This is a genomic window from Micromonospora parathelypteridis, from assembly GCF_014201145.1.
GTDB classification, from domain to species: Bacteria; Actinomycetota; Actinomycetes; order Mycobacteriales; family Micromonosporaceae; genus Micromonospora; species Micromonospora parathelypteridis.
In genome coordinates this window covers 4917608-4943424 of sequence record NZ_JACHDP010000001.1, presented here as the reverse complement: position 1 = coordinate 4943424, position 25817 = coordinate 4917608, and the positions used below count along the sequence as shown (strand labels likewise).

Sequence of the window (25817 nt, the reverse complement as noted above, 5' to 3'; positions counted from 1 at the left end):
GCGTCGCGTGGCGACCTGTCGTACTCCTCGGGCAGGATGCACAGCATGGTTCCCGACCGTGCTGCCCGACCGACCCGAGTCGCCCGATGACCGACGCCGACCTCGACAGCCCGGGCGAGGCGGTCGGGCGGGTGCTGGGCACCGCCGACGCCACTCCGTTGCAGTTCTGGACGGCCGTGGCACCCGGCAGCTACCTCCAGCTCGACGACGTCGTGGTCACCCGGCGGGAGCTGCCCAACCGGGAGCCGGTGACGATCGCCGGCGTCGTCACCCAGGTCCGCGCTCGGCACGAGGGCGCCCAGTTCGACTCCGACGTGTTCGCCATCGCCGACGGCACGCTTCCCGCGATGGTGCAGGAGGCGGCCGAGGTCACCACCACACGGGTCGATCCGGAGCTCTACGTGCCGCCGACCCCGGGCGCGGTGGTGCACCGGGCCGAGGGCGACGCCCGGGCGCGTGCGCTGCACTTCGACCGGATGGAGCGGCGCATCCCGATGGGGATGGGTCGCGACGGGGTCCCGGTCTACCTCAACGCCGACTTCCTCGACGGCAGCCGGGGCGCGCACGTCTCCATCTCCGGCATCTCCGGGGTCGCCACCAAGACCAGCTTCGCCACCTTCCTGCTCTACTCGGTCTTCCGCTCCGGGGTGCTGGGCGGCGACGCGGTGAACGCCAAGGCGCTGATCTTCAACGTCAAGGGTGAGGACCTGCTCTTCCTGGACCACCCCAACACCCGGCTCGACGAGCCCACCCGCGCGGCGTACGCGAAGCTGGGTCTGAGCGCCGGCGCCTTCCCGGACGTGCGGGTGTACGCCCCGCCCCGCGTCGGTGACGCGGCCGGCACGCCGGACGTGAGCAGCCGGCTCACCGGGGTCGATTCGTTCTACTGGACGCTGAGCGAGTTCTGCGCCGACCGGCTCCTGCCGTACGTCTTCGCCGACGCCGACGACGAGCGCCAGCAGTACACGATGGTGGTCCACTCGGTGACCGCGCACCTGGCCCGCTACGCCCAGCCCGCCGACGGCGGGGTGAGCATCGACGGGGTTCGGCTCGGCTCCTACGGCGATCTGGTCGACCACATCGTCGACCAGCTCAACAACGACGAGACCCGCTCCGACTGGGCGGGCAGCGCGGTCGGTCTGGGCACCGTCAACGCGTTCGCCCGGCGGTTGATCGGCAGCAAGAAGGACCTCGCCCGGCTGATCCGCGGCGACCTCGCCACCCGCCGCCCGCATTCCATCAACACCAGCGAGTCGGCGCAGGTCACCGTGGTCGACCTGCACAATCTTCCGGATCGCGCCCAACGGTTCGTGGTCGGCGTGACGCTCAAGAGCGAGTTCGAGCGCAAGGAGAAGTCCGGCACCGCCAAGCCGCTGCTCTTCGTCGTCCTCGACGAGCTCAACAAGTACGCCCCCCGCGAGGGCTCCTCCCCGATCAAGGAGGTCCTGCTGGACATCGCCGAGCGGGGTCGCTCGCTCGGGGTGATCCTGATCGGCGCGCAGCAGACGGCGAGCGAGGTGGAACGGCGCATCGTCACCAACTCGGCGATCCGGGTGGTCGGCCGGCTCGACCCGGCCGAGGCCTCCCGCCCGGAGTACGGTTTCCTCCCGCCCGCGCAGCGACAGCGGGCGCTGCTGGCCAAGCCGGGCACCATGTTCGTCAACCAGCCGGACATCCCGGTGCCGCTCTGCCTGGAGTTCCCGTTCCCGGCCTGGGCCACCCGGGTCTCCGAGGCGGGCCGGGCACCATCCGAGACGCTGCGCTCGATCACCCAGTCCGCCGACCCTTTCGCCGTGGTGGGCTCCGGTGGCGGCACCGACGACGACATCCCGTTCTAGGCAGGGGCCAGCACAGCCATGAAGATCCTGCACACCTCCGACTGGCACGTGGGAAAGGTGCTCAAGGGACAGTCCCGGGCCGAGGAGCACAAGGCCGTGCTGGCCGGGGTGATCGACATTGCCCGCGCCGAGCAGCCGGATCTGGTGATCGTCGCTGGCGACCTCTACGACACCGCCGCGCCGACCTCGGAGGCGACCCGCCTGGTCACCCGGGCGTTGACCGCGCTGCGCCGCACCGGCGCGGACGTGGTCGCGATCGGCGGCAACCACGACAACGGCCCCGCGCTGGACGCGCTGCGCCCCTGGGCTGATGCCGCCGGCATCACGCTGCGCGGCGGGGTGCGCGAAGATCCGGACGAGCACGTGATCGACGGCGTCACCGCCGACGGCGAGCGGTGGCAGTTGGCCGCCCTGCCGTTCCTCTCCCAGCGGTACGCGATCCGCGCCTTGGAGATGTACGAGCTGACCGCCGCGGAGACCAACCAGACGTACGCCGACCACCTGGGCCGGGTGCTGGAGCGACTGACCGAGGGTTTCCGCGAACCGGACCGGGTGCACCTGGTCACCGCGCACCTGACGGTGACCGGCGCGGCCACCGGCGGCGGCGAGCGGGACGCGCACACGGTGCTGGGCTACGCCGTCCCGGCCACCGTCTTTCCGGCCACCGCGCATTACGTGGCGCTGGGCCATCTGCACCGGGCGCAGCGGGTCGAGGGGCCCTGCCCGGTGCGCTACAGCGGCAGCCCGCTCGCTGTCGACTTCGGTGAGCAGGAGAATGTCCCCTCGGTGACGGTGGTGGAGGTGACCGCCAGCACCGCCGCCCGGGTGCGTGAGGTGCCGGTGACCGCGGCGAGCGCGCTGCGGACGGTGCGCGGCACCCTGGCCCAGCTCGCCGAGATCGAGGCACCGGACGCCTGGCTGCGGGTGTTCGTGCGGGAGCAACCCCGCGCCGGCCTGCGCGAGGAGGTGCAGGAGCTACTCCCCCGGGCGCTGGAGATCCGGATCGACCCGGAGCTGCTGGCCGCGCCGGGCAGCGGTGCCCGCATCGCGCAACGCTCCGGGCGTTCGCCACGGGAGTTGTTCGCCGACTACCTGGACAGCCGGGGTCACGCCGACGAGGGCGTACGGGAGCTCTTCGACGAGCTCTTCGAGGAGGTCGATCACTGATGCGTCCGATGCGGTTGGACATGGCCGGTTTCACGGTCTTCCGGGACGACACCACCATCGACTTCACCGACGCCGACTTCTTCGCCCTGATCGGTCCGACCGGGTCGGGTAAGTCGACGGTGCTGGACGCCATCTGCTTCGCCCTCTACGGCATGGTGCCCCGCTGGGGTGGCGCCCGAGGGTTGGCGAACGCGCTCGCGCCGTCGGCGACCGAGGCCCGGGTGCGGTTGGTCTTCGAGTCCGGCGGGGCCCGCTATGTGGCCACCCGGGTGGTGCGCCGGGACGGCCGGGGCAACGTCAAGACCGCGAACGCCGGGTTGCAGCTGATGCCGGCCGGCTTCGACGTGACCAAGTTGGACACCGGGTTGAGCCCGGACGACCTCGGCGAGGTGGTGGCCGGCACTCCCGCCGAGATGGAGCAGGCGGTGCTGGAGGCGGTCGGGCTGCCGTACGAGCAGTTCACCAGCTGTGTGGTGCTGCCGCAGGGGCAGTTCGCCGATTTCCTGCACGCCAAGCCGGCGACCCGGCAGCAGATCCTGGTCAACCTGCTCGGCCTCGGCGTCTACGAGGACGTGCAGAAGAAGGCGACGGTGCGCGCCGCACAGGCGGACGCCCGACTCGACGCGGTCGACCAGTTGCTCGCCGGGCTGACCGGCGTGGACGACGAGGCGTTGGCCGAGGCCGACGCCCGGGTCGACCAGATGGCCGAGCTGGCGGCCGCGGTGACCGCCGCGGTGCCGGAGCTGGCGTCGGCCAAAGCCACCGCCCGGGAGGCGGCGGCGGCGCTGACCGCCCTCGACGACGAGCTGACCGTGTTGACCGGGGTGCGTGCGCCGGGCGGGGTGGCCGAGGTGGCCCGGGCGGTCACGGCGGCGCGGGCCGAGGCCGAGGCCGCGGCGAACGGGGTGTCGCTGGCCGAGGAGCGGGAGGAGAAGCTGCGCGGCGAGCTGGCCGGTGCCGGCGACGAGAGCGCGGTGCGACTGCTGCTGCGGGCGTACGACGATCGGGACCGGCTGTCCGGCGAGGCCGACACGGTCCGTGCCGCGGTGAGCGCGGCGAACGACGAACACGCTACGGCGGTGGCCGCGCTGACCACCGCCCGTGCGGCGGCCGAGCGGGCCGACGCCGAGTTGGAGGCGGCCTTCCGGGCGCACGAGGAGGCGAAGGCCACCGACCTGGCGGTCAGCCTGCGGGTGCACCTGCATGCCGGCGCGGCCTGCCCGGTCTGTGAGCAGCCGGTGGCGCAGGTCCCGGCGGTGCCGGCCGATTCGGCGGTGGCGGCCGCGACGGCGGCGGGCAAGGCGGCGCGGGCCGCGACCAAGGCCGCGCAGACGGCCGTGCAGCAGCGGGACGCGGCAGCACGTGACCTGGAGCGGCTGCTGGTGCAGGCGCGGGCCCGCCAGGAGCAGTTGGAAGCCCGACTGGCCGAGCTGGACGGGCAGCTCGCCGGTGCGGCCGAGCCGGCGGTGCTGCGCCGGGAGTTGGCCGAGCACGCCCGGTTGCGGCGCGCGCTGGAGGAGGCGGCGACCGCGGTCCGGGCCGGCCGCGAGACCGCACGCCAGACCCGGGCCGGGGTGGACGCCGCCGAGGAGCGGCTGCGGGCGTCGTGGCGGGCCTTCGACACCTCCCGTGACGGGCTGGCCCGGTTCGGCCCGCCCGCGACGGATCGGGACGACGTGGCCGCCGCGTGGGCCGTGCTGACCGGTTGGACGACGAGCGAGGCGGATCGCCGCCGCGCCGACCGGGCCGGCCGAGCTGCCGCGGTCGCCGAGGCCGAGTCGGTGGCCGACGTGGTGCAGCGGCGGATCGCCGGCCTCCTCGCCGACGCCGACGTGCCGGTCGGCGACGACCCGGTGCACGCCGCGACAGTGGCGGTGGAACGGGCCGACGCCGACCGACGGCGGCTGCGGGAGCGTCGGGAGCAGGCCGGGACGTTGCGCGAGCAGCGGGCCGGGCACGAGCGGGAGGCGCAGGTGGCGCGCGCGCTGGCCGGGCACCTGCGGGCCAACAACTTCGAGCGGTGGTTGCTGGCCGAGGCGTTGGACCTGCTGGTCGACGGCGCGTCGGGGATCCTGCGGGAGCTCTCCTCCGGCCAGTACGAGCTGGTGCACGACAAGGGCGAGTTCGTCGTGGTCGACCACCACGACGCGGGGCTGCGCCGGGGCGTACGCACCCTCTCCGGGGGTGAGACGTTCCAGGCGTCGCTGGCGTTGGCGTTGGCGCTCTCCGAGCAGTTGGCCGGGATGTCGACCACGGCGGCGAGCCTGGAGTCGATCGTCCTGGACGAGGGCTTCGGCACGCTCGATGCGGCCACCCTGGACACCGTCGCCGCCACGTTGGAGAACCTGGCCGCCCGGGGCGACCGGATGGTCGGCGTGGTCACCCACGTGCCGGCGCTGGCCGAGCGGATCCCGGTCCGCTTCGAGGTCCGTAAGGATGCCCGGTCAGCCCGCGTCGAACGGACCGGCCGGTGAGCGCGAGGAGTGCAGCGCAGCGGAGCCTCGCAGCCGCGAACGAGAGGCCAGCGCGGTGAGCGCGAGGAGTGCAGCGCAGCGGAGCCCCGCAGCCGCGAACGAGAGGCCCACGCGTTGAGTGACGCCGCGTTCTTTGTCGACTCGTGGGATCCGGCGTACGGGGCGTCGTTCGAGGCGTCCGCTGCCGGGCCGGCCACGCCGAGCAGCGCGCAGGTCGAGGCGGACGTGGAGTTGCCCGCCGTGGACTGGCGGGCGATCGGGGTACGCCCCGGGGTGCGGGCACCCGACGTGGTGCTGCTGGTCGACGGGGTTCGCCGGATCGACGCGAGCATCTGGACGGCGGAGACCGACGGCGGGTCGTTCCCCGGTCTGGCCGCCTCGTACGCGGCCGGGGTGGTCCGGTGCGACCTGGGGCGGGGTGCGGCGCAGTTGGCCGGTACCCGGGTTGGCCGGGGCCTGTTCACCGCGAGCCCGTCGGCGCAGGACGTGGTGGCCGGTGCGATTCGTTACCCGGTGCACCGGGTGGGTGGCACCGGTGAGCTGGCGAAGCTGCCGGCCGCCGTGCAGGGTCCGCTGACCGCGCTGGAGGTGGCGGTGTCCGACGCCGCCCGGGTCGATGGTGACCTGCTGGTGGTGGACGGGCCGTTGCGTAGTCGCCGGCAGTTGCCGCGCACGCTCGGCTATATCAAGACCCAGCACAGCCAGTACCTGGATGCCCGGCTGACCGCGGTGGTGACCGGTATGGCGTCGGGTGAGCGTTCGCCGGTGTTCCGGCTGGGCACCGCCTGGGGTGGCTGGTCGTGGTATCTGCGGCTGCCGGTGGCGGTCGGCGCGCCGTGGGCGGGCATCGTCCGGGTGGAGTGCTCTGCCGACCTGCCCGTCGAGGCGGCGATCGAGCTGGCCGACCTGTCGCTGGTCACTCTGCCGCGCTTCGCCTCCACCCCGTACAAGGATCCGCGGGCGCCACAGAATCTGATCCCGATCGCCGGGCTGGAACGCCGACTGCGTGCCCTGCTCGGCGATTCCCGACTGCTGCACCGCGCGTTGACCGCTGCGGCCCGCGCCGCCCGTTGAACGCGGATACTGGTCGGGATGGGACGTAAACGGGCGGCTGACCGGGTGGTCGAGCAGGTGGACACCGGGCAGGCCGAGCTTGTTCCGGACCAGGACCGGGCCGGCTCGTGGACGTTGCTGCTGGACGGCGCGCCGCAGTCGCACGTCGACCTGACCGACCCCACGCATCTGGAATTCGAGTACGTGCGGCGGTTGGCCGCCGCCGTGGACCTGATCGCACCGGCCGGTGAGCCGCTGCGGGTGCTGCATCTGGGCGGCGGCGCTCTGACCCTGCCCCGGTACGTGTCGGCCACCCGGCCCGGCTCCACCCAGCGGGTGTCCGAGGTGGACGGCGCTCTGGTGGAGCTGGTTCGCCGGGTGTTGCCGTGGCCGTCCGATACCCGGCTGCGGGTCCGGGTGGAGGATGCGCGGGCGGTGTTGACCTCCACGCGGGACGCCAGTTACGACGTGGTGGTCGCCGACGTCTTCGCCGGTGCCCGTACTCCGGCGCACCTCACGTCGGTGGAGTACGCGGCCGAGGTGGCGCGGGTGCTCCGCCCCGCCGGCTGGTATCTGGCGAACCTGGCGGACGGCCCGCCGCTGCGGCACGCGCGTGGGCAGGTCGCCACGGTCCGGTCGGTGTTGCCGCAGGCCTGTCTGGTCGGCGACGCGGCGGTGTTGCGTGGGCGTCGGTACGGGAATCTGGTGCTGGTCGCCGGGCGGGTGACGCCGCCGGTGCCGGAGCTGACCCGGCGCGCTGCCGGCGACTGGTTCCCCGGCCGGGTGGTGGCCGGCGACGAGTTGGACCGCTTCGCCAGCGGCGCGCAGGTGGTCCGGGACGCGGACGCCACCGGCTCCGATCCGCCACCGCCGGGCCTGTTCTCCGTCCGCCGCTGACCGCCCACCCGACACCCGCGCAGAATTTTTTTCGCCGTTTGTTGATCCGCTCGGGGCGGTGCTGCGTACCACCGGGCGGCCCGCTTCGTGGGCCGGCGATGGTCACGGACACCCCGGAGGTCTGCATGCATGCGGTGGCGGCCGGTTGGCATGGCGACGCGGTACGCGCGGACTGGTTGTCGGCGCGGTCCTCGTCGCGGCCGACGTCGTCTGCCCGGGGGGTCGACGCACGCGCGACGTCTCGCCAGAATGGTCCGGTGACGCCGCGACCGGCGCCCGGGCGCCATCAGGCGACGTCAACCGAGGCCAGCCACTCCGATCAGCTGATCCGCTTGCTCTATGCCGAGCACGCCGGCCCGTTGCTGATGTTCGTCATGCGTCTCACCGGGGGGGACCGGCAGCGTGCGGAGGACATCGTCCAGGAGACCCTGCTGCGGGCGTGGCGTAACGCGCACCGCCTGGGCACGCAGGGGCAGGGTTCGTTGCGACCGTGGCTGGTCACGGTGGCCCGCCGGATCGCCATCGACGAGCACCGCAGCCAGGAGGCCCGCCCGCCGGAGACGTACGACCGGGATCTCACCGCGTTCGCCGAGGCGGACAGCACCGACCGGGTGCTGCGGACCATGACGGTGGCGGACGCGCTGCGTACGCTCAGTCAGTCGCACCGGGAGATCCTGATCTCGACGTACTTTCGGGGCCGGACGGTGCCGGAGGCCGCCGAGGAGTTGGGGCTGCCACTCGGCACCGCCAAGTCGAGGGTCTACTACGCGCTGCGCGCGCTGCGCACGGCTCTGCAGGAGCGGGGGGTGACAGAATGAGCCGGCCGGACCACATGGACGTCGCGGCGTACGCGCTCGGCGTGCTCGACGAGCAGGACACTGAGCGGTTCGAGGAGCATCTCGCCACCTGCTGGGCGTGTGCCGCCGAGTTGGAGACGATGGTGCCGGTGGTGGGGCTTCTCTCCGACATCGACGGCGAGACGATGATGGCGTTGGAGCAGACCGCGACGGACCCGGCGCTGCTGGACCGGACGCTGGGCGCGGTCCGGGCCGACCGCCGGCGCACCCGGTTTCGTCAGATGCTCGCGACCGCCGCCGCGGTGGTGGTCTTCGGCGGGCTGACCGGGTATGGCTTCGTCAACGTGACCGACAGCGAGCCGTCGCCGGGGGTGCTCGCCGAGTCGACGCCGAGCGCGCCGAGCGACCCGACGACGAGCGGGCCGACGGCCCCGCCGAGCGGTCCGGGTGTCGGCGGCACCGAGGAGGAGGGCGACCAGGTCGAGGCCACCGACCCGACCACCGGTGTGCAGACCACCATGTTCCTGGTGAAGCGGGAGTACGGCACCCGGATCAATTTCAGCCTGCGGAAGCTGCCCGGCCCGCGCACGTGCCGCTTGGTGGTGGTGCGAAAGAACGGCAGCACCGAGGTTGTCTCGAGTTGGTCGGTGCCCAATGAGGGTTACGGCACCAACGCCCGACCGCAGGGCCTCGAGTTGAGTGCTTCGACGTCGGCTCTGGCGGAGGAGATCAAGCAGCTCCAGGTGCAGTCGGTGGATGCCGCCGGTGTGGCGAGCCCGCTGGTCACGGTGCCGCTGTAGTCTCGCGTACCCTGTCGGCGCCGGTCATTGTCACAATGGCCGGCGCCGATCTGTTTTTTCGGGAAGTCTCCGTGCCGGGGACGTACGTATGGCGACCCAAATCAGTTCAATCAATTCAAGTGAAATTGACCACTGTTACTGCTTCAACCTTGACAGCCCGCCCTCCGTACCTATGGGTGAACTGCCAAGAATGAGGAGGGCACGTGGCACAGATGAAGCGGACCGTCATCGTCGCGAGCGCGATGGTCGCACTAACGGCCTGCGCTCCCGCGGGTTACGACGGGGCGAACTCGAGCGCGGCCGAGCCGGTCGCCGTCGCCGCGGCCGAGCCCACCGCGTCGGTTGAACCCGAGGCCTCGGCGTCCGCGGAGGCGCCGGCCGCCGACGCGCCGCCGGCGAACGTCAACCTGACCGAGCAGTTGATCGGCAAGAGCGTTGCCCGGATGGGCAAGGTGGTCACCGACCAGGACGGCTGGATCCTGTACCGCTTCGACAAGGACACCGCCGACCCGCCGTCGTCGAACTGCGTCGACAAGTGCGCCGAGGTGTGGCCCCCGGCGCTGACCGACGGCAACCCGCAGCTCACCGGTGTCTCCGATGACAAGGTCAGCAGCGTGACCCGCCAGGACGGCACCCGTCAGCTCACCATTGCCGGCTGGCCGGTGTACCGCTACATCGGCGACAAGAAGCCCGGCCAGTGGAAGGGCCAGGCTGTCGGTGGCACCTGGTTCGTGGTTCAGCCGGACGGCAAGAAGAACCTGAGCTGCCTGCCCACCTCCACGCCGAAGGCGGTCGCGCCGCCGGCGAACAGCGGCGCGAGCGACGCCGGAGGCGCGGGCTACTCGTACTGAGCCCGCTCGGCGCCAGGACGCGGTGGTCGGTCGTCGCCGGGGAGGGCGCGACCGGTCACCGTCGTACGGGGCGGGACGTCGGCACACCGGTGGTGCCGACGTCCCGCCTCGTGCGTGGCAGAGTTGGCGGGGTGACCGAAACCGAACCCGCCGCGACCAGGGTTTTGCACCCGCCGGTCGGCTACCGGCTGGCGGCTTCCGTCCGGGCGCTCACCTTCAGCCCGTACGACCCGTGCGCGCGCGTCGCCGCCGGCACCTTCTGGTGGGCCACCCGCACCCCGGACGGGCCCGCCACCCTCGCGCTGCGACCCGTCGGCGGCGAGTTGATCGCGGAGGGCTACGGGCCGGGCGCCGATCATGTCGTGGCGCGCGCCGACGCGATCGCCGGGCTGCGCGACGACCTGACCGGCTTCACCGAGTTGGCCGGGGCGCACCCGCTGGTCGCCCGGCTGGCCCGGGAGCACCGGGGGCTGCGGATGCCCGCCACCGGGCAGGTCTTCCCGCACCTGCTGCGTGCGGTCTTCGAGCAGAAGGTCACCGTGAAGGAGGCGTACCGGGCGTACGCGGCGACCGTGCGGCACTTCCGGGAGCCGGCACCCGGCCCGTTCCAGCCGCTGCTGCTGCCGCCCGAGGCCGCCGCGGTGGCCGCCACCCCGTACTGGGTGTTCCATCCGTTCGGGGTCGAACAGCGTCGCGCCGACACGCTGCGTCGCGCCGCGGCGCTCGCCGACCGGTTGGAGCGCAGCGCAGACGCCACCGACGCCACCCGCCGGCTGACCGCCATCCCCGGCATCGGGCCGTGGACGGCCGCCGAGGTGGTCCGGGTCGCGTACGGGGACGCGGACGCGGTCAGCGTCGGCGACTATCACGTCCCGAACACGGTGGCCTGGGCGCTGGCCGGTGAGCCGAGGGGCGACGACGCCCGGATGCTGGCCCTGTTGGAGCCGTTCCGGGGTCACCGGGGCCGGGTGTGCCTGCTGCTGGGGGCCGCCGGCATCCAGGCGCCGAAGTTCGGTCCACGCGCCCCGATCCGCTCGTTCGCCCGATTCTGACTCCCGTCAGCCCCGCTCGCTCCGACTCCGGAGCCCGTCGGCCTCCAGCCGAAGGTAGCGGCGGAACAGCCCACCGTAGAGCCGACCGATCACGCCGGCCAGCAGCCCGGACTGGCTCATCGCCAGCTCGACGCGGGTGCGTCCGTCGGGCAGCGGCAGCAGCCGGTGCTCGGCCGTGGTCCGCACCCCCGGGGTGTCGGAGACCCAGGCGAACTCCCGCTGCTCGGTAAGCTCGGTGACCCGCCACACCGCCGGCCGTAGCTTCGGCTGGGTCAACCGGGCGGTCGCGCCGACGGCGAGGGGCCCTGACTCCCCCCGCTCGGCCTGGGTCACCGAGGCCGTCCACTCCGGCCAGCGCGGAATGTCGACGAGCACCGCCCAGACCTGCTCGACGTCGGCAGCGATCTCCGTAGCGGCTTCGAACCGCATCGTCTCCCCTCCCCGGCGGCGCCGTCGGGCACCCGCCACGGATGCAGACGAGGCCGCCAGGTGGATCGTGACAGCAGCGCGCAACCCGGCGAATCAGGCGGCTTCGCGCAGGTCGGCCAGGCTCAGAGGGGTACGCCGACGCAGCAGCTCCTCCAGCTCCGGCACCGAGCCGACCTCGCCGAGCACGTTCCGGCCGCCGCCGAACCGCTGCGGGTAACGGCGGGTCAGCCGGTAGCGATAGCGGCCCCGGATCAGCTCGACGCTCACCCGCCACCGCCCGCAGCAGTCACAGACCCACTCGGACACCTCGCGAAAGTAGCTCTGACCTGCGGTTATTCGATTCGCCCGGTCGGGACGAGCGGCGCAGGGGCGGACACGCCGCCTCGGCACCCACGGTGATCTGCCTCACGACTGTCGGCACCGTCTGATTGACTGGTCGCCGTGGACCTGCCGATCAACCCTCCGGTCGAGCCGATGCTGGCCAAGAGTGTCGCCAAGCTCCCCACCACGCCCGGGGTGACCTACGAGCCCAAGTGGGACGGGTTCCGGTGCATCGTGTTCCGCGACGGCGACGAGGTCGAGCTGGCCAGCCGGGGCGGCAAGTCGATGACCCGCTACTTCCCCGAGGTGGTCGATCAAGCCCGCCGGCAGTTGCCCGAGCGGTGCGCGGTCGACGGCGAGCTGATCGTCATCCGGCGTGACGGGCCGAGCGGTCAGGCCCGGTTGGATTTCGAGCTGCTGGCCCAGCGCATCCACCCGGCCGCCTCGCGGGTGAAGATGCTGGCCGAGACCACACCGGCCGACTTCGTCGCGTTCGACCTGCTGGCCATCGGCGACGAGGCGCTGCTCGACCAGCCCTACCCGCGTCGCCGGGAGCGGTTGGTCGAGGCGCTCGCCGGGGTGCGACCGCCGATGCACGTCACCCAGGTCACCACCGACCCCGACACCGCTCGCCGCTGGTTCGACGTCTTCGAGGGCGCCGGCCTGGACGGGTTGATCGTCAAACCGGCCGACCTGCCGTACGAGCCGGGCAAACGGCTGATGTTCAAGGTCAAACACTCCCGCACCGCGGACGCGGTGGTGGCCGGCTTCCGCTGGCACAAGTCCGGCCCGGTGGTGGGTTCGCTGCTGCTCGGCCTCTACGACGACGCCGGGGTCCTGCACCACGTGGGGGTGAGCGCGTCGTTCAGCATGGCCCGCCGCGCCGAGCTGCTCGACGAGTTGGCGCCCTACCGGGACACCGGCGGCGAGCACCCGTGGGTGCATGGCGACCACGAGCGCGGCCAACGCATCCCGGGTGGAGTGAGCCGGTGGACCGGCACGAAGAACCTGGAGTGGGAGCCGGTGCGCCCGGAGCTGGTGGTCGAGGTGGGCTACGACGCGATGGAGGGCGAACGGTTCCGACACACCGCCCAGTTCGTCCGCTGGCGCCCGGACCGCGATCCGCGATCCTGCCGCTACGACCAGCTCGACCGCCCGATCCGCTTCGACGTGGACCAGGTGCTGCGCGGCGACCCGGCGACCACCGTGGACCGGGCCGCCAGCGGCTCGGCGTAGCCTGGCCGTCGACTCGATTCCGGAGGACCACGTGACCCGCACCGCCCATGAGCCTCGGATGGCGACCAGTCGCCGGGTCCGTCGTACTCTGGCCGCCTTCACCGTCGCGGCGCTGCTCACCGCCGGGTGCACGTTGCCGGCGTTCGCGCCACGCACCGAAGTGGAGGGTGCGGCCGCACCGACCGGCAGCGCGCCCACCTGGCGGCCCTGCCCGGAGGTGCCCGACGACCTGGTCGGGCGCGGAGCGCCGGACATGCGCTACGAGTGCGCGCGGATCGCGGTGCCTCGCGACTGGGGCACCGGCGGCGGGGCGAGCACCGGCCCGGGCGCCGGGGAGACCTTCGAGATCGCCCTGCTGCGGGCCCGTTCCACGAAGCAGCGCGACCGGGTCGGCTCGTTGGTGATCAACCCGGGCGGCCCGGGCGGCTCCGGCGTCGACACCGCCGTCTACCTGTCCTTCGGCCCCCAGTTCGGCGGGCTTCCCACCTCGATCACCGAGCGCTTCGACATCGTCGGTTTCGACCCGCGTGGGGTTTCCCGGTCCAGCCCGGTGAAGTGCATCTCCGACGCCGACCTGGACGCCAGCTTCGGCTTCGACCCGGATCCGGCGAGCCAGTCGGCGTTCGACGGCTTCGTCGGCCTGAGCCAGCGGATCGGGCGTGGCTGCGGCGATCGGTACGGCGACCAGTTGCCGCTGTACGGCACCGAGCAGGCCGCCCGGGACATCGACGCGGTACGCGCCGCCGTGGGCGACGACAAGCTCACCTACCTCGGCTACTCCTACGGCACTCTGCTCGGCGCCACGTACGCCCAGCTCTACCCACAGCGGGTGCGTGCGCTGGTGCTCGACGGCGCGGTCGACCCGCAGCAGCGGCTGGTGGAGGGCTCGGAGAGCCAGGCCCGCGGTTTCGAGCGGGCGTTCAACAACTTCACCCGCTGGTGCACGGCGAACGCCGACCGCTGCCCGATCGCCCCGGACGCGCGGGCCGCGGTCACCTCGGCCATCGACAAGGCCAAGGTCTCCCCGGTACGCGGCGCCAACGGGCGGGAGGCGACTTCCGGCTGGGTGTTCTACGCGGTCATCTCGTCGCTCTACACCGAAGCCGGCTGGCAGGAGCTGGCCCAGGCGATCGACAAGCTGGCCGAGGGCGATCCGAAGGACGTGTTCCGGCTCGCCGACGCGTACGCCGGCCGGGGCAGCGACGGGCGCTACTCGAACCTGTTCGACGCCAACCTGGCCATCAACTGCGCCGACGAGACGGAGAAGCCGAGCCGGGAGCAGATCCGGCAGTTGCAGGCGGAGTGGCGTGGGAAATATCCGCTGTTCGGGCCGGCGCTGGCGGTCGGCATGCTGAGCTGCGTCGAGTGGCCGGGTGGGCGTGACCCGTACCCGACCGGCCGGGCGAACGGCGCGCCGCCGATCGTGGTGGTCGGCACCACCGGCGACCCGGCGACGCCCTACGAGCAGACCCCACGGCTCGCGTCGATGCTGGGCGTTGGCCGGGTGCTCACCTGGGAGGGCGAGGGGCACACCGCGTACCCGCAGACCTCCTGCATCACCAATGCTGTCGACGCCTACCTGCTCGACCTGAGCGTTCCCCGGGAGGGCCTGCGCTGCCCGGCCCGCTGACGTCACGGCTCGGCGGCAGCGCCGGTAGCTCGATGCCCTGCCGGGCGGCCAACTCCTCCAGCAGCGCCCGCATCCGGCGCACGTCGGCCTTGAGCTGCTCCTGTTCCTCGTGCTCGAAGGCGTTGTCGTCGACGATGAGCCGGCTCGCGAAGTGCGCGGTGATCAGCGGGATGACCAGCAGCACCATCGTCGAGATGAGGAGCGCGGCCAGTGTGCGGCCCGCCCAGGTCGTCGGTGAGATGTCGCCGTACCCGACGGTGGAGGCGGTGACCACCGCCCACCAGACGGCGTCCGCCGGGCTGCGCTGCTCGACCTCGCCGTAGATGACCCCGGCCACCACGATCATCAGCAGGTACGAGGTGATCAGCGTGCGGGGTGAGTTCGCAAACCACACCAGCGCCCGATAGATCCACCGGAACGGCAGCAGCAGAGGCTCCATGCCGCCCCATGCTGCCCGTTGCTGGCAACCGCCACCGTCCCATCCGCCGCCATCCCATCCGCCGACGTCGCTGTGCCAGGCTCACCAGCATGACCGACGTGATCTACCGGGAGGCGGTCCGGGCCGACCTGCCCGCCGTCATCGCCCTGCTCGCCGACGATGTCCTGGGCAAGGCCCGCGATTTCACCGTGGTCGACGACGCCTACGAGAAGGCGTTCGCGGACATCAGCGCGGACCCGCGCAACCAGCTGATCGTGGCCGAGCAGGACGGTGAGCTGGTCGGCTGCCTGCAGATCACCTACATCCCTGGCCTCGGCCGGCACGGCAGCGAGCGGTCCCTGATCGAGTCGGTTCGGGTCCGCTCCGACCGGCGCGGCGAAGGGCTGGGCCGGGACCTGATGACCTGGGCCATCGATCAGGCCCGGCAGCGTGGCTGCGCCCTGGTGCAGCTCACCACGGACAAGACCCGCCTGGACGCGCACCGCTTCTACCTGGGCCTCGGCTTCGCGTCCAGCCACGAGGGCATGAAGCTTGCGCTCTGATCGAGGGCTCAGCTAGCTTCGCTGCTGTGGGTGGGCCCGCAACGACCGACAGTCCTCCACCGCGCCCGCCCTGGCGGCGGACCGGCTGGGCGATTCTGACGGTCGGAGTCCTTCTGGTCGTCGCCGCGTTCTGGCTGCCCGCCTGGCGCACCGTCTATCCCGATCGAACGGATGTCACTCCGGGCTCAAAGGAGCTCGGCTGGGCGCTACCGTTCGCGGTGACCGCTGCCGTCTTCGCGACGCTGTCGCTCGTCAACGTCGGCCCGGCCCGCCGGATCTGGCGGCAGGCGAGCCTGGGGATGCTCATCTCCAACGCGCTCGCCTGCGGCAGCATCACCGGGGTGTACTGGTATTTCGAGGCCGAGGACCCCTACGTCGAGCAGGAACTGCTGTCGACCAGGCCGGGCGCCGGTCTCCTCCTGGCCCTGCTGGGCTACCTGCTGATCCCGCTCGCCGGCGCCCTCCCCAACGGCCGCGCCCCGGGTCCCGGGGTCACCTCTCCGCGCCTGTAGAGCTGCCCCGGATCTGGGGCAGCGGTCCAGATCCGGGGCAGCTCTACAGTGCGCCGAGGCGCGTCGGTCAGCCGTCGACGAGGCGGCCGTCGCGCAGGACGAGCACCCGGTCGGCGAGGTCGATCAGGGCCGGGTCGTGCGTGGCCACCAGCGCGGTCATGCCCCGCGCGTGCACCACCGCGCGCAGCAGGTCCATGATGGACCGACCGGTCTCCGAGTCCAGCTGACCGGTCGGCTCGTCGGCGATGAGCAGGTCCGGCTCGTTGGCCAGTGCTCGGGCCACCGCGACCCGTTGCTGCTGACCACCGGAGAGCTCGTACGGGCGCTGGGCCGCGTGCCCGCCCAGGCCGACCAGTTCCAGCAGCACCGCGACCCGCTGCTCCCGCTCGGCGGCCGGCACCTGCGCCAGCCGCAACGGCACACCCACGTTCTCGGCGGCGGAGAGGATCGGCACCAGCCCGAACGTCTGGAACACGAACCCGACGGTGCCCCGACGCAGCCGCAACAGCTCCGCCTCACCGGCCGAGGTCACCTCGTGCCCGGCCACCACAACCTGGCCGCTGTCCGGCCGGTCCAACCCGCCGATCAGGTTCAGCAGCGTGGTCTTGCCGGCCCCGGAACGGCCCCGGATGGCGACCAGCTCACCGCGATTGGCGCTGAACGACACGTCCCGCACCGCGTGCACAGCGTGCTCGCCCCGGCCGAAGGTGCGGCTCACGCCACTGACCCGGACCACCTCGGCAGGGTGCGCCGCAGGCCCACCACCGAAACCGGCCGCGCCGGTCACCACCATGTCCCGACGGCTCATGCCCGTGCCCCCCGCTCGTCCGAGGCCCGGTCACCGGACCGCACCTGCACATGGTCCGGCTCCAGATCGAGCCGGACCCGCTCCTTCAGCGAGAGCGCGTCGACGAACGCGGCCGGTAGCTGCATCCGGCCGTTCCGGTCCAGCACCGCGTACTCCTCGCTGACCAACTCGGTGTTGCCGTCCGCGCCGATCCGAGCGGTTCGGCGTACCTCGGAGGCGGTCCGCCCGTCGCGGATCGCGACGGTCCGGCGAACCTGCGTGGCCACCGCGTGGTCGTGGGTGACGACCACGATGGTCACGCCCAGCTCGGCGTTGATGGTGCGCAGCGCGCCGAAGACGTCGGCGCCGGTCGCCTCGTCCAGTTCACCGGTCGGCTCGTCGGCGAAGAGCACCTCCGGGTCGTTGGCCACCGCCACGGCCACCGCGCACCGCTGCTGTTCGCCACCGCTGAGCTGCCCCGGCCGCCGGTCCGCGCAGTAGCCCACGCCGACCATGTCGAGCAGCTCCCGGGCGCGCTGCCGGCGGGCCCTGCCGCCGCGCTTGCCGGCCAGCTGCATCGGCAGCTCGACGTTCTCCAGCGCGGTGAGGTACGGCAGCAGGTTGCGGCCGGTCTGCTGCCAGACGAAGCCGACCAGCTCCCGCCGGTAGCTCAACCGCCGCTTCGTGGACAGCGAGAGCAGGTCGTAGTCGGCCACCCGGGCGATGCCGGCGGTCGGCGTGTCCAGGCCGGAGAGGATGTTGAGCAGGGTCGACTTGCCCGAACCGGACGCGCCGACGATCGCCACCAGCTCACCCCGGTCGATGACCAGGTCGAGCCCCTGCAGGGCGACCACCTCCACCCCCTCGGTCTTGAAGATGCGCACCAGGCCGTCGCAGACGATGTGCCCGCGCAGCCGGTCCTGTCCGCCGGCCCGCTCGGCGGCGCGTTGCGCGGCCCGCTGCTGCAGTGCGGCCAGGTCGGGCACCAGTGAAGTCTGGGCGGTAGCGGTCATCTCAGCTCTCCTCTCCGAGCCGAAGCACCTCACCGAGGCGCAACCGGCGGTTGTTCAGGGCCTCGACGGCGACCGCGAAGCCGAGGGCGACCACCCCGAGCGCGAGCACCGCGGCCACCAGGCCGGGCTCGAAGGCCACTCGGACCGGCATGCCACTGGTGAAGGCGGACAGGCCGAGCACCGGGTTGAGCAGCAGGGGCAGCACCGCACCGACGAGCGCGCCGGTGAGCACCGACACCCCGACCAGCGGGGCGAGCTCGACCAGCAGCAGCCCGCGCCACTGCCGGCGGGACAGACCGAGGGTACGCAGCCGGGACAGCACCTGGCCTCGGGCCCGCGCGCCGGCCAGCACGGTGAACGCGATGGCCAGCAGCCCGAGCACGGAGCCGCCGGCGGCGCCGGCCACGAACCCGAAGGCCAGTACGCCGTTCGCACCGCCGTCACCGAGTTCGCGCCGGACGTCGGCCCGGGTGTCGACGACGACCCCGATCGGCCGTTCCTGCCCGGTGACCGCCCCTTCCTGCTGGTAACGCAGCTGCCCCTGGTCGCCGGCGCGGCGTAGCGCCTCCGCGTCCAGCCGATCCCCGGCGACCAACAGGCTGGTCGCCACGGGTGTGGTGTTTCGCGTCGGCAGCGCCTGCCAGGGCAGGATGACGAACCGGCTGGTGTTCGCCGACAGCAGTGGGAAACTCTCCTCGCTGCCGGCCACCCGGAACTCGTACCGCTGGCCCTGCACGGAGATGAAGGCGGAGCGGTCCAGCCCGGCCTTGGCCAGGTCGGCGGCGACCGACGGCGAGACGATCGCCGGCAGCGGCCCCGGTTCGGGCCGGGCGGAGCGCAACGCGTCCGACAGCGCCAGGTCCACCTCGGATTCCCGGGCCACCGCGGCCAGCCCTGATCCGTCGACCAGCAGCACGGCCGTCCCCCCGAGCCGAGGGTCGGTCCCGAGCTCGTCGACGCTCAGCTGCTCGTCAGACGCGTACAGCACCCGCGTCACGGCCCGGACCCCCGGCAGGCGGCCCAACTCGTCGACCGTGTCGGGAGCGAAGCGCTCCCCGCGGATCACCGCGTCGGCGGGCACGATCCGCTCGGCGGCCCGGTCCCGGCTCGCGTCGACGCCCGCGGCCACGACCGCACAGAACGCCGCAGTGCCGATCGCCAGCACCACGACGACGAGCGGAGCGGCGACGGCCGACCGACCGGCCCGCGCCGTCCCGAGGAAGGCGACGCTGCCCCTCCTCCGCGCGGCCAGCCGGCTGACCAGCAGCAAGGGCCAGGGGTACGCCCGCAGCGCGAGCACCGCCGCGGCGACCGCGAGCAGCACCGGCACCGAAACCAGCAGTGGGTCCACCTCACCGAGGGTGAGTCCGCGCCGACGCAGCAGCACCGCGCCGAGCACTGCGAGCAGCAGCACGAACAGCTCGACGGTGAGCCGGCGGGTCGACGGGCGCATCCGGACCAGGTCGCGGCGGGACGCCCCGCCGGTCGGCACGGCCAGCGTGGCCAGCGGCAGTGCCAGGGTGACCAGGACGGCTGCGGCGATCGCGTACGGCGTGATGGGGTCCGGGGCGCCGGGGACCAGGGTGCCCAGCCACCAGCCGAGCGCGGCGGCGACGGGCACCACCAGTAGTGATTCGGCGAGGCTGCGGCGGGCGCCGGCCGTGGCGCCGCCACCTCGTGCGCGGATCAGCACGAACTCCGATCGGCGCCGCCGGGTGGCGAGGGTGGCCGCGAGCACGATCAGCCCGGCCAGGGTCGCCAGTACGCCGGCCGCGATCACCGCCAGCAGGGTCCGGGCGGCGTTCACCTGCGCGGCGAACGCCCGCAGCGGAATGTCAACGCCCTGGGCCAACGAGAGGTCGGACGGCTTGTTGCGCTGCGATTCCTGCAGACCGTCGATCACCTGGTCCAGCTTCCGCGCATCGATGCTGTCGACGCCCAGTCGATAACGCCAGTTGGTCCGGATCGGCCAACCCGCCGCGGCCCGCTTGTCGAGGGTCGACGGTGCGACCGCGCCCGTGGCGATGAACGGCTCACCGTCCCCGATTGGTTCGGTGATCCGCAGCATCGATGGCAGGCCGTCCCAGATGCCGCCCGTACGGTCGACGGGGCGGAACAGCCCGACCACCACCAGCGGGGAAGCGTCGACAAATCTGTTCTTGCCTTCGGCCCTGCCGATGCGTAGGTGGCTGCCGGTGCGCAGGTTGAGCTTGGTGGCCACGTCGACGTCCAGCGCCACCTCGATCGGGCGGTCGGGGAGATAGGTTTCGCTGGGCCACGCCCCCTCGACGATGGTGCTGGCGTTCTGAATGTCGGGCACGGCCCGGAGACCCAGGTCGACCAGCAGATTGCGGGCCGCGAGGTCCGGCCCGACCACCCGGGTCGCTTGGGCGTCCACGTTGTACCACCGCTCGGTCACCGCCGAGCGCACCAACGGCGGCATCCCCGCAGCCAGGGCCTCGAACCGCACACGAGCGTTGATCATCGCGGTTTCGTTGGCGGGGGCGTTCACCACGCCAGTGGTGTAGGAGATGTCCCGACGGGCTGCCGGCTCACTGTTCAGCTGCGCCCGAAGCCCCTGTTCGGCGAGTCGGTTGACCAGCCGGGGCACGCCGCTGATCAGGAGCGTGACCACCAGCGTCAGCACCGCCAGGAGCAGGAACTGCCCTCCGTACGCCCGGACCCGCCGGACAGCCGCGCCGACGCTCATCGTTCTCCCCCGATTCGCAACTGCACCGCCGCCACCCGCTGACGGATGCCGGCGGCGATGAACGCGCTGAAGGCGAGCGCCGCCAGCAGCAGACCGACCGCGGTCAGACCGATCGGCACCCAGGGAAGCGCGAACGCCGCCGGGGGGATCGGCCGGCCGGCGGCCGGGGTGAGGATGACCAGTGGGGCCATGGTGGCCCCGACCGCGGCACCGAGCAGCAGACCGACGCCTACGCCGATGCCGGCGAGGAAGGTCTGTTCGGCCAGCAACGACCGGGCCAGCAACCGAGGTGTGGCACCGAGGGTGTGTAGCACCGCGAACTCGCTGAGCCGGCGCCGGGCGGTGGCCCACACGTCCACCATCAGGCCGACGATGGCGAGCAGCACCGCGCCGAGCGCGGCGGCGAGCATTCCGGTACGCGACCCGCGCCAGTACGGGTCGTCGGCGGCCGCCTCGATCACCTTCTCCCGGTCGAGCACGGTCACACCGGGCAGTTCACTGACGGCCTGCGCGGCGGCCGACGCGTCGTTGGTGCCGACCCACCACTCCGGAATCGACCGCACCGTGCCGCCCGCATGGATCAGGGCGTCGACCCCGGCGGGCAGGTCGAGCAGCACGCCTTCGCCGGTGGTGGTCGGCACGGAGGCAAGTTCACCGAGCAGGTGGACCTTCAGTGACACCCCGGAGAGCGTCAGGTCGACGGTGTCGCCGACGCGCAGGCTCATCGCTTCGCGTACCCCGGGGGTCATCAGCACCGGGACGGGCGTGCTCGGACCGGCGGGCACGATGGCGAACCGGGTCGGCGGTTGGTACGCGAACTGACCGCCGGGAATGACCTCCACGCCGTGGACCGCGGCGAACCCGACACCCGTGGTCCGTACCGGTGTGGGTTTCTCGCCGGGGGCCGTCATCACCCAGTCGCCGCTCAGCCCGGCGGGCTGGGTCGTGCCGTCGGCCTTGACCACCGTCAACCCGTCCATCTGGAGTCGGTAGGCGTTGCCGGCCGCAAGCCCGCCGTCGGCCTCGAACCCGGCCAGCCGTAGCCGCGCTCCGCCCACGTCGGGTAGCTGCACGGTGAACTGGGTGGCGCGGCCGTCACTGGGGGCGTCGGCCGCCGGCAACCGCAGGGCGAGCCCGTCGGAGCTGGTGACCAGCAGCGTCACCGCGACCCGGAGTGACCGGACCGCGCTGCTCACCGGGGTACGGACCGTGCCGGTGATCGCGCGCGCCCCGGCGGGCAGTTCGATACCTGCGGGGACCCCGCGCGCATCGATCATCCGCTGGTACTGCTCCGACACCGAACCGTCGGCGAGGCGGTCGGCGAGACGGACGACGCCGGGGGCGCTGGCCGGATCGACGCCGATCACGGTCACCGGTAGGTCGTCCCGGCCGACCCGCACCTCGTCGCGCCACGCCGGGAGCGCACGGTCCACTCCCGGCAGCGCGGCGAGTTGAGCGGCCCGGTTCGGCGGAGCGGAACCGCCGCGCTCGGTGACCCGCAGGTCGGCGCCGACCGTGTGGCCGGCCTGCTCGACCTGGGACCGCTCCCCCGTGCTGATCAGGGACCAGGCCAGGGTGCTGCCACCGACGGCGAGGGCGAGCAGCAGTACCGGACCGGCGTGCGGACGCCGACCGGCCTGCCACATGCCGAACATGGTGGCCGTCCAGGGGCGTCGGTCGACAAACCGCTCGGCGAACCGGGTGAGCGGCGGAAGCACCCGCAGAGCCAGGACGGCGCCGGCGAGCACGCCGAGCGTCGGGGCGGCGACCAGCAGCGGGTCGAGCCCGAGCCGGCCGTTCGAGCCGGCGAGCGGTGAGGCGTACCGGCGCAGCTGCACCCAGGCGAGCACGGCGAGCGCCACCAGCACCAGGTCGACGCTGGCCCGCTGGACGCTCGCCGCCCGGTTCGGGCGGGATCGGGCGGCCATGTCGGCCACGTACGTGCCGGCGCCGCGCAGCGTCGGCGCGACCATGGCCACCAGGCAGCCCACCGCGGTTGCCACGGCGGCCGCCCAGACCAGGGCGGTGTTGCCGCCCGCGGCGGAGAGTTCCGCCGAACCACCGGGCCGGACGAACCGCAGCGCCTCCACGGCGATCAGTGGTCCGAGCAGGGCGGCCGGGGCGACCACCAGGGTGGCCTCGCGGGCGGCGAGACCGGCCAACTGCCGGCGGGCCGCGCCCCGGGCGCGCAGCAGCGCGGTCTGCGGACGGCGGTCCTCGTGCAGCAGGGCGGCGACCAGCACCAGCGCGTACCCGCCGAGCACCAGGATGAGCAGCAGCGGGGTGGCCAGCGAGGAGCGGCCCACCAGGTCGGCGCGGCCGATCCGGTCCAGCAGCCCCACCATCTTTGTCGCTGTCTGCGCCGACGAGCCCAGTTGGGCGGCCTCCGGCACCGCCGTGCCGGCCGCGGCGAGGGCCTTCCGCACGGCTGGCAGGTCGGCGGTGTCGACGTCACCGAGATCCGGTTCGGCCAGCCAGGACGCCGACACCGCGCCCGGGAAGGTCGCCTCGAAGTCGGCCCGGTCGAGCGTGAACGGCCCGTACGAGGTGCCGGAGGCGACGCTGCCCGCGCCCACCCCGGGGGCGAGCAGCCAGTACGCGTCGGTCGGGTCGCGAGGCCGCCAGGTGCCGGCGAGCACGAACTCGCCGCGCCGCTCGGTGGACCGGTCGCGCACCGGGATGCGCTCGCCGACGCTCAGGCCCAGCGCCACCGCGGCCCGCTCCGGGAGGCTCACCTGGATCGGGTTCGCCCCCGGGCGGGGCCACGCTCCGCTGGTCAGCTCCGCGTGCGCGGCGAGGTCGTCGAGGATGGCCGGGTTGGCGAAGATGGGCTCGTCGCCGGTACGGGGCACGGTGCCGAGGGAACCGGTCAGCTCCCGTCCGGTGCCGTACCGGGCGACGCTGACGCTGACCGGAACCCCGGCGAGGCCGTCGGCGAACTCGGCGCGGACCGCGTTGTCGCGGTTGGCGAACTCGGCCGCGTCGCGTCCGCCCGAACCACTGACCAGAAGGCCGCGTTCCTCCGCCGGCGAGGCGGCGACCAGCGCACGCTGCCCGGCGTCCACCGCCCGGCGGTTGTAGTCGGACAGCCCGGTGACCAACGCGACGGCGACCAGAGCCGCGATCACCGCAGCCACCAGCAGCCCGCGCGCCTCGCGGGCACGCCTCCACACCAGCTTCATCCGACGCCTCCCCTGGCCCCAACGGGCCGACGACCATCAAGACAGGCCACGCACCAGGAAAGGTTCGCGCCCGTTACATGATCGTTATTCCGGGGAGGGCCAGCTCATGCTGGCCCGCGCGCAGGGGCGGCTAGCTGCCGCCCCGGAGGTTCCGGATGCCGAACACCACCGCGCCGATCACGAGCACGACGCCCAGGAGTTGGAGGCCCGGCGAGTCGTCGGCCTCCCCGTGCGCGATGCCGGCGACGCCGAGCGCGACCCCGAGAACGGCGACGACCGTCAGGACGTACCTCATGGGGTTTCCTCCTCGACCCACTCGAGCAGGTCTCCGGGCTGACAGTCGAGCACCCGGCACATCGCTTCCAGCGTGCTGAAGCGGACGGCCTTGGCCCGACCGTTCTTCAGCACCGCCACGTTGGCCGGCGTGAGCCCGACACGCTCGGCGAACTCCCCGACGCTCATCTTGCGCTTGGCCAACTCGACGTCGATGCGGACGACGATGGGCATCAGATCACCGCTTCCATGTCGGTCCGCAGCGTGGTCGCCTGCCGCAGCAGCGCACGCATCACCACCATGAGGAGCCCCAGCACGGTGACTCCCACGGTCAGCAGGAACAGCAGCAGCGGCATTCCGGGGTCGTCGGCCTGGAACCCGACGTAGAGGAAGACACCCACGAGCACCACCCACGCGGCGGCGATGGCCCACACGATCGCGTCCACCCACTTCAGGGACGCTTCGGTGAAGATGCGGTCGCTCTTGACCAGGCTGAGCAACTTCCAGGTCGAGACGATGACCACCTGGACGCACAGCACCCAGAACACCGCCACGGCGGTCGCCGGCCACCGGAGATAGGCGTCGTCCGGCGATTCCGCGGCCATGTGCGCGAACTGCCCGGGCAGCGAGAGGGTCTGGAACACGACCAGGACCCCGAACAGCACCACGAGGAAGACTCGGAGAGCGGCAACCGCTCGATGCTCCGTAACCATGCATCGAGTTTCGCTCGTTACCTATCGAAAGTCAATCGGTTCCGTTCACGGCCTCGGGCACGTCCATGCACAGCTGGCGGGAGCACACCTCGACTATTGCCTCGTTCATCGGCCTGCTTGCGTTAGAGCGCGCTCACAGCCCTAGCGTGCAGGGCATGGACGTTGATGACGCACTCCGGGAGGCGTTGCGCCTCGCGGTGGACCCGCCGGGTGGTGTCTCCATCGAATCGCTGCGCGAGCTCGCTCGCGATGACGATGCAACCGAGTGGGACATCGCCACGGCGGCAGAGCATCTGAAGATCAATCCCCACACGTTGCGTTACTACGAACGGATCGGCCTGGTCCAGGTCGCGCGGGACAACGCCGGCCACCGCCGGTACGACGCCGCGGCTGTCCGACGTCTGGTCTTCCTCATTCGAATGCGTACCTCTGGCATGCCGATCAGCGACCTGCGCCATTACATCGGCCTCGTTGACGCCGGCCAGTCCACCGTGCCCGAGCGCCTCGACATGATGCTGGAGCACCGAGACACCCTGCGCTCGCAGATTGCTCAGCTGCAGCTGGCCCTGGCCGCCACCGAGTACAAGATCGCCACTTATGAAGGAGCACCCCAGCCATGACGAGAACCACCAACACTGCCCAGTACGACATCAACAGCCCTGAGAATCTTGCCCGCCGCAAACACGGTCTGAGCGTGCTGTCCCAGATCGACGGACACCAGGGCGAGGCCGTCATCGAGGCACTGGCCGACATCAACCCCGCCATGGGCCACCACGTCGCAGCCTTTTCCTTCGGCGACATCTACGACCGTCCCGGACTCGACCCCCGAAGCCGGCAGCTGGTCACCATCGGAGTCCTCACCGCTCTGGGTGGATGCGAGCCGCAGCTGAAGGTCCACATCGGCGCCGCGCTCAACGTCGGCCTGACGCGCGAAGAGATCACCGAGGCCATCCTGCACGCCGCGGTCTACTGCGGCTTCCCCCGCGCACTGAACGCCACCTTCACCGCCCGCGAGGTCTTCGCCACGCGTGACGACCCGGCGTAACCCGACGGACCACGTGCCACGATTGTCGGATCGTCCACTGTCACGACGGGCGATGG

25 protein-coding genes are annotated in these 25817 nt (G+C 72.4%); 15 read left to right on the top strand and 10 right to left on the bottom strand.

Annotated elements, in window-relative coordinates; translation table 11 throughout:
* The first annotated feature begins 86 nt into the window (after positions 1 to 86).
* The 9 genes from HNR20_RS22290 (at position 87) to HNR20_RS22250 (ending at position 10929) form a co-directional block, all read left to right on the top strand.
* A complete protein-coding gene (locus HNR20_RS22290) occupies positions 87 to 1838 on the top strand; it encodes an ATP-binding protein (protein WP_184183035.1) in 1752 nt (583 codons plus the stop codon).
* An 18-nt stretch (positions 1839 to 1856) separates the two neighbouring features.
* A complete protein-coding gene (locus HNR20_RS22285; RefSeq protein ID WP_184183033.1) occupies positions 1857 to 3005 on the top strand; it encodes an exonuclease SbcCD subunit D in 1149 nt (382 codons plus the stop codon).
* Entirely contained in the window at positions 3005 to 5479 is a 2475-nt protein-coding gene (locus tag HNR20_RS22280) for an AAA family ATPase (RefSeq protein WP_184183031.1), read from the top strand. The genes HNR20_RS22285 and HNR20_RS22280 overlap by 1 nt, the downstream gene beginning before the upstream one ends.
* Positions 5480 to 5593: 114 nt before the next feature.
* Positions 5594 to 6553 carry a hypothetical protein gene (locus tag HNR20_RS22275; RefSeq protein WP_184183029.1) on the top strand — a complete coding sequence of 320 codons (960 nt, stop codon included), beginning with the start codon at positions 5594 to 5596 and terminating at the stop codon, positions 6551 to 6553.
* Positions 6554 to 6571: 18 nt separating this feature from the next.
* A complete protein-coding gene (locus HNR20_RS22270) occupies positions 6572 to 7429 on the top strand; it encodes a spermidine synthase (protein WP_184183027.1) in 858 nt (285 codons plus the stop codon).
* A gap of 125 nt (positions 7430 to 7554) precedes the next feature.
* A complete protein-coding gene (locus HNR20_RS22265; protein ID WP_184183025.1) occupies positions 7555 to 8247 on the top strand; it encodes a sigma-70 family RNA polymerase sigma factor in 693 nt (230 codons plus the stop codon).
* The gene (locus HNR20_RS22260) at positions 8244 to 9026 is read left to right on the top strand and encodes an anti-sigma factor family protein (RefSeq protein ID WP_184183023.1); all 783 of its coding nucleotides are present in this window, start codon (positions 8244 to 8246) and stop codon (positions 9024 to 9026) included. The genes HNR20_RS22265 and HNR20_RS22260 overlap by 4 nt, the downstream gene beginning before the upstream one ends.
* A 203-nt stretch (positions 9027 to 9229) precedes the next feature.
* Positions 9230 to 9877, top strand: a complete 648-nt coding sequence (locus tag HNR20_RS22255) for a hypothetical protein (RefSeq protein ID WP_184183020.1) — start codon at positions 9230 to 9232, stop codon at positions 9875 to 9877.
* Positions 9878 to 10008: 131 nt separating this feature from the next.
* On the top strand, positions 10009 to 10929 hold the full coding sequence (locus HNR20_RS22250) for a DNA-3-methyladenine glycosylase family protein (RefSeq protein ID WP_184183016.1): 921 nt from the start codon (positions 10009 to 10011) through the stop codon (positions 10927 to 10929).
* 6 nt (positions 10930 to 10935) lie between these two features.
* Here HNR20_RS22250 and HNR20_RS22245 read toward each other — a convergent pair whose 3' ends face one another.
* Entirely contained in the window at positions 10936 to 11358 is a 423-nt protein-coding gene (locus tag HNR20_RS22245) for an SRPBCC family protein (protein WP_184183013.1), read from the bottom strand.
* A 93-nt stretch (positions 11359 to 11451) separates the two neighbouring features.
* On the bottom strand, positions 11452 to 11664 hold the full coding sequence (locus HNR20_RS22240) for a hypothetical protein (protein WP_110563419.1): 213 nt from the start codon (positions 11662 to 11664) through the stop codon (positions 11452 to 11454).
* Between the two features lie 135 nt (positions 11665 to 11799).
* On the opposite strand from HNR20_RS22240, the gene HNR20_RS22235 reads away from it, so the two are divergent.
* Positions 11800 to 12915 (top strand): ATP-dependent DNA ligase, encoded by a 1116-nt coding sequence (locus HNR20_RS22235; protein ID WP_184183010.1) that lies wholly within the window; start codon positions 11800 to 11802, stop codon positions 12913 to 12915.
* 58 nt (positions 12916 to 12973) lie between these two features.
* Positions 12974 to 14545, top strand: a complete 1572-nt coding sequence (locus tag HNR20_RS22230; protein ID WP_184183006.1) for an alpha/beta hydrolase — start codon at positions 12974 to 12976, stop codon at positions 14543 to 14545.
* Here the strand turns inward: HNR20_RS22230 and HNR20_RS22225 are convergent.
* The gene (locus HNR20_RS22225) at positions 14472 to 14984 is read right to left on the bottom strand and encodes a potassium channel family protein (RefSeq protein WP_184183004.1); all 513 of its coding nucleotides are present in this window, start codon (positions 14982 to 14984) and stop codon (positions 14472 to 14474) included. The genes HNR20_RS22230 and HNR20_RS22225 overlap by 74 nt on opposite strands.
* An 89-nt stretch (positions 14985 to 15073) precedes the next feature.
* Between HNR20_RS22225 and HNR20_RS22220 the strand changes: the two genes are divergently transcribed.
* Positions 15074 to 15526: a GNAT family N-acetyltransferase gene (locus tag HNR20_RS22220; RefSeq protein WP_184183001.1), complete on the top strand. Its 453-nt coding sequence runs from the start codon at positions 15074 to 15076 to the stop codon at positions 15524 to 15526.
* 26 nt (positions 15527 to 15552) lie between these two features.
* Positions 15553 to 16038: a hypothetical protein gene (locus HNR20_RS22215; RefSeq protein WP_184182998.1), complete on the top strand. Its 486-nt coding sequence runs from the start codon at positions 15553 to 15555 to the stop codon at positions 16036 to 16038.
* 67 nt (positions 16039 to 16105) lie between these two features.
* On the opposite strand, the gene HNR20_RS22210 is transcribed toward HNR20_RS22215, so the two are convergent.
* The 7 genes from HNR20_RS22210 to HNR20_RS22180 form a co-directional block, all read right to left on the bottom strand.
* The gene (locus tag HNR20_RS22210) at positions 16106 to 16831 is read right to left on the bottom strand and encodes an ABC transporter ATP-binding protein (RefSeq protein WP_184188792.1); all 726 of its coding nucleotides are present in this window, start codon (positions 16829 to 16831) and stop codon (positions 16106 to 16108) included.
* A gap of 11 nt (positions 16832 to 16842) precedes the next feature.
* Complete coding sequence (locus tag HNR20_RS22205; RefSeq protein ID WP_184182995.1) at positions 16843 to 17838, bottom strand: ABC transporter ATP-binding protein; 996 nt, start codon at positions 17836 to 17838, stop codon at positions 16843 to 16845.
* A gap of 1 nt (position 17839) precedes the next feature.
* Positions 17840 to 20548, bottom strand: coding sequence for an FtsX-like permease family protein (locus HNR20_RS22200; protein WP_184182992.1), 2709 nt, complete (start codon positions 20546 to 20548; stop codon positions 17840 to 17842).
* Positions 20545 to 23730, bottom strand: a complete 3186-nt coding sequence (locus HNR20_RS22195) for an ABC transporter permease (protein ID WP_184182989.1) — start codon at positions 23728 to 23730, stop codon at positions 20545 to 20547. The genes HNR20_RS22200 and HNR20_RS22195 overlap by 4 nt, the downstream gene beginning before the upstream one ends.
* A gap of 130 nt (positions 23731 to 23860) precedes the next feature.
* Positions 23861 to 24025 (bottom strand): hypothetical protein, encoded by a 165-nt coding sequence (locus HNR20_RS22190; RefSeq protein WP_184182985.1) that lies wholly within the window; start codon positions 24023 to 24025, stop codon positions 23861 to 23863.
* Positions 24022 to 24237, bottom strand: coding sequence for a helix-turn-helix domain-containing protein (locus HNR20_RS22185; protein WP_030336216.1), 216 nt, complete (start codon positions 24235 to 24237; stop codon positions 24022 to 24024). Before HNR20_RS22185 ends, HNR20_RS22190 begins: the two co-directional genes overlap by 4 nt.
* Entirely contained in the window at positions 24237 to 24716 is a 480-nt protein-coding gene (locus HNR20_RS22180; RefSeq protein WP_184182982.1) for a DUF2975 domain-containing protein, read from the bottom strand. Before HNR20_RS22180 ends, HNR20_RS22185 begins: the two co-directional genes overlap by 1 nt.
* 155 nt (positions 24717 to 24871) lie before the next feature.
* Here HNR20_RS22180 and HNR20_RS22175 point away from each other — a divergent pair, with 155 nt between their 5' ends.
* Both HNR20_RS22175 and HNR20_RS22170 read left to right on the top strand, forming a co-directional pair.
* Positions 24872 to 25336, top strand: coding sequence for a MerR family transcriptional regulator (locus tag HNR20_RS22175; RefSeq protein WP_184182979.1), 465 nt, complete (start codon positions 24872 to 24874; stop codon positions 25334 to 25336).
* On the top strand, positions 25333 to 25761 hold the full coding sequence (locus tag HNR20_RS22170; RefSeq protein WP_184182976.1) for a carboxymuconolactone decarboxylase family protein: 429 nt from the start codon (positions 25333 to 25335) through the stop codon (positions 25759 to 25761). Before HNR20_RS22175 ends, HNR20_RS22170 begins: the two co-directional genes overlap by 4 nt.
* Positions 25762 to 25817 lie beyond the last annotated feature (56 nt).

Coding starts and splice junctions, on each gene's coding strand:
- HNR20_RS22290 (WP_184183035.1), top strand. CDS start 87: ATGACCGACGCCGACCTCGACAGCCCGGGCGAGGCGGTCGGGCGGGTG.
- HNR20_RS22285 (WP_184183033.1), top strand. CDS start 1,857: ATGAAGATCCTGCACACCTCCGACTGGCACGTGGGAAAGGTGCTCAAG.
- HNR20_RS22280 (WP_184183031.1), top strand. CDS start 3,005: ATGCGTCCGATGCGGTTGGACATGGCCGGTTTCACGGTCTTCCGGGAC.
- HNR20_RS22270 (WP_184183027.1), top strand. CDS start 6,572: ATGGGACGTAAACGGGCGGCTGACCGGGTGGTCGAGCAGGTGGACACC.
- HNR20_RS22265 (WP_184183025.1), top strand. CDS start 7,555: ATGCATGCGGTGGCGGCCGGTTGGCATGGCGACGCGGTACGCGCGGAC.
- HNR20_RS22260 (WP_184183023.1), top strand. CDS start 8,244: ATGAGCCGGCCGGACCACATGGACGTCGCGGCGTACGCGCTCGGCGTG.
- HNR20_RS22245 (WP_184183013.1), bottom strand. CDS start 11,358: ATGCGGTTCGAAGCCGCTACGGAGATCGCTGCCGACGTCGAGCAGGTC.
- HNR20_RS22230 (WP_184183006.1), top strand. CDS start 12,974: ATGGCGACCAGTCGCCGGGTCCGTCGTACTCTGGCCGCCTTCACCGTC.
- HNR20_RS22225 (WP_184183004.1), bottom strand. CDS start 14,984: ATGGAGCCTCTGCTGCTGCCGTTCCGGTGGATCTATCGGGCGCTGGTG.
- HNR20_RS22220 (WP_184183001.1), top strand. CDS start 15,074: ATGACCGACGTGATCTACCGGGAGGCGGTCCGGGCCGACCTGCCCGCC.
- HNR20_RS22210 (WP_184188792.1), bottom strand. CDS start 16,831: ATGGTGGTGACCGGCGCGGCCGGTTTCGGTGGTGGGCCTGCGGCGCAC.
- HNR20_RS22205 (WP_184182995.1), bottom strand. CDS start 17,838: ATGACCGCTACCGCCCAGACTTCACTGGTGCCCGACCTGGCCGCACTG.
- HNR20_RS22200 (WP_184182992.1), bottom strand. CDS start 20,548: ATGAGCGTCGGCGCGGCTGTCCGGCGGGTCCGGGCGTACGGAGGGCAG.
- HNR20_RS22195 (WP_184182989.1), bottom strand. CDS start 23,730: ATGAAGCTGGTGTGGAGGCGTGCCCGCGAGGCGCGCGGGCTGCTGGTG.
- HNR20_RS22190 (WP_184182985.1), bottom strand. CDS start 24,025: ATGAGGTACGTCCTGACGGTCGTCGCCGTTCTCGGGGTCGCGCTCGGC.
- HNR20_RS22185 (WP_030336216.1), bottom strand. CDS start 24,237: ATGCCCATCGTCGTCCGCATCGACGTCGAGTTGGCCAAGCGCAAGATG.
- HNR20_RS22180 (WP_184182982.1), bottom strand. CDS start 24,716: ATGGTTACGGAGCATCGAGCGGTTGCCGCTCTCCGAGTCTTCCTCGTG.
- HNR20_RS22175 (WP_184182979.1), top strand. CDS start 24,872: ATGGACGTTGATGACGCACTCCGGGAGGCGTTGCGCCTCGCGGTGGAC.
- HNR20_RS22170 (WP_184182976.1), top strand. CDS start 25,333: ATGACGAGAACCACCAACACTGCCCAGTACGACATCAACAGCCCTGAG.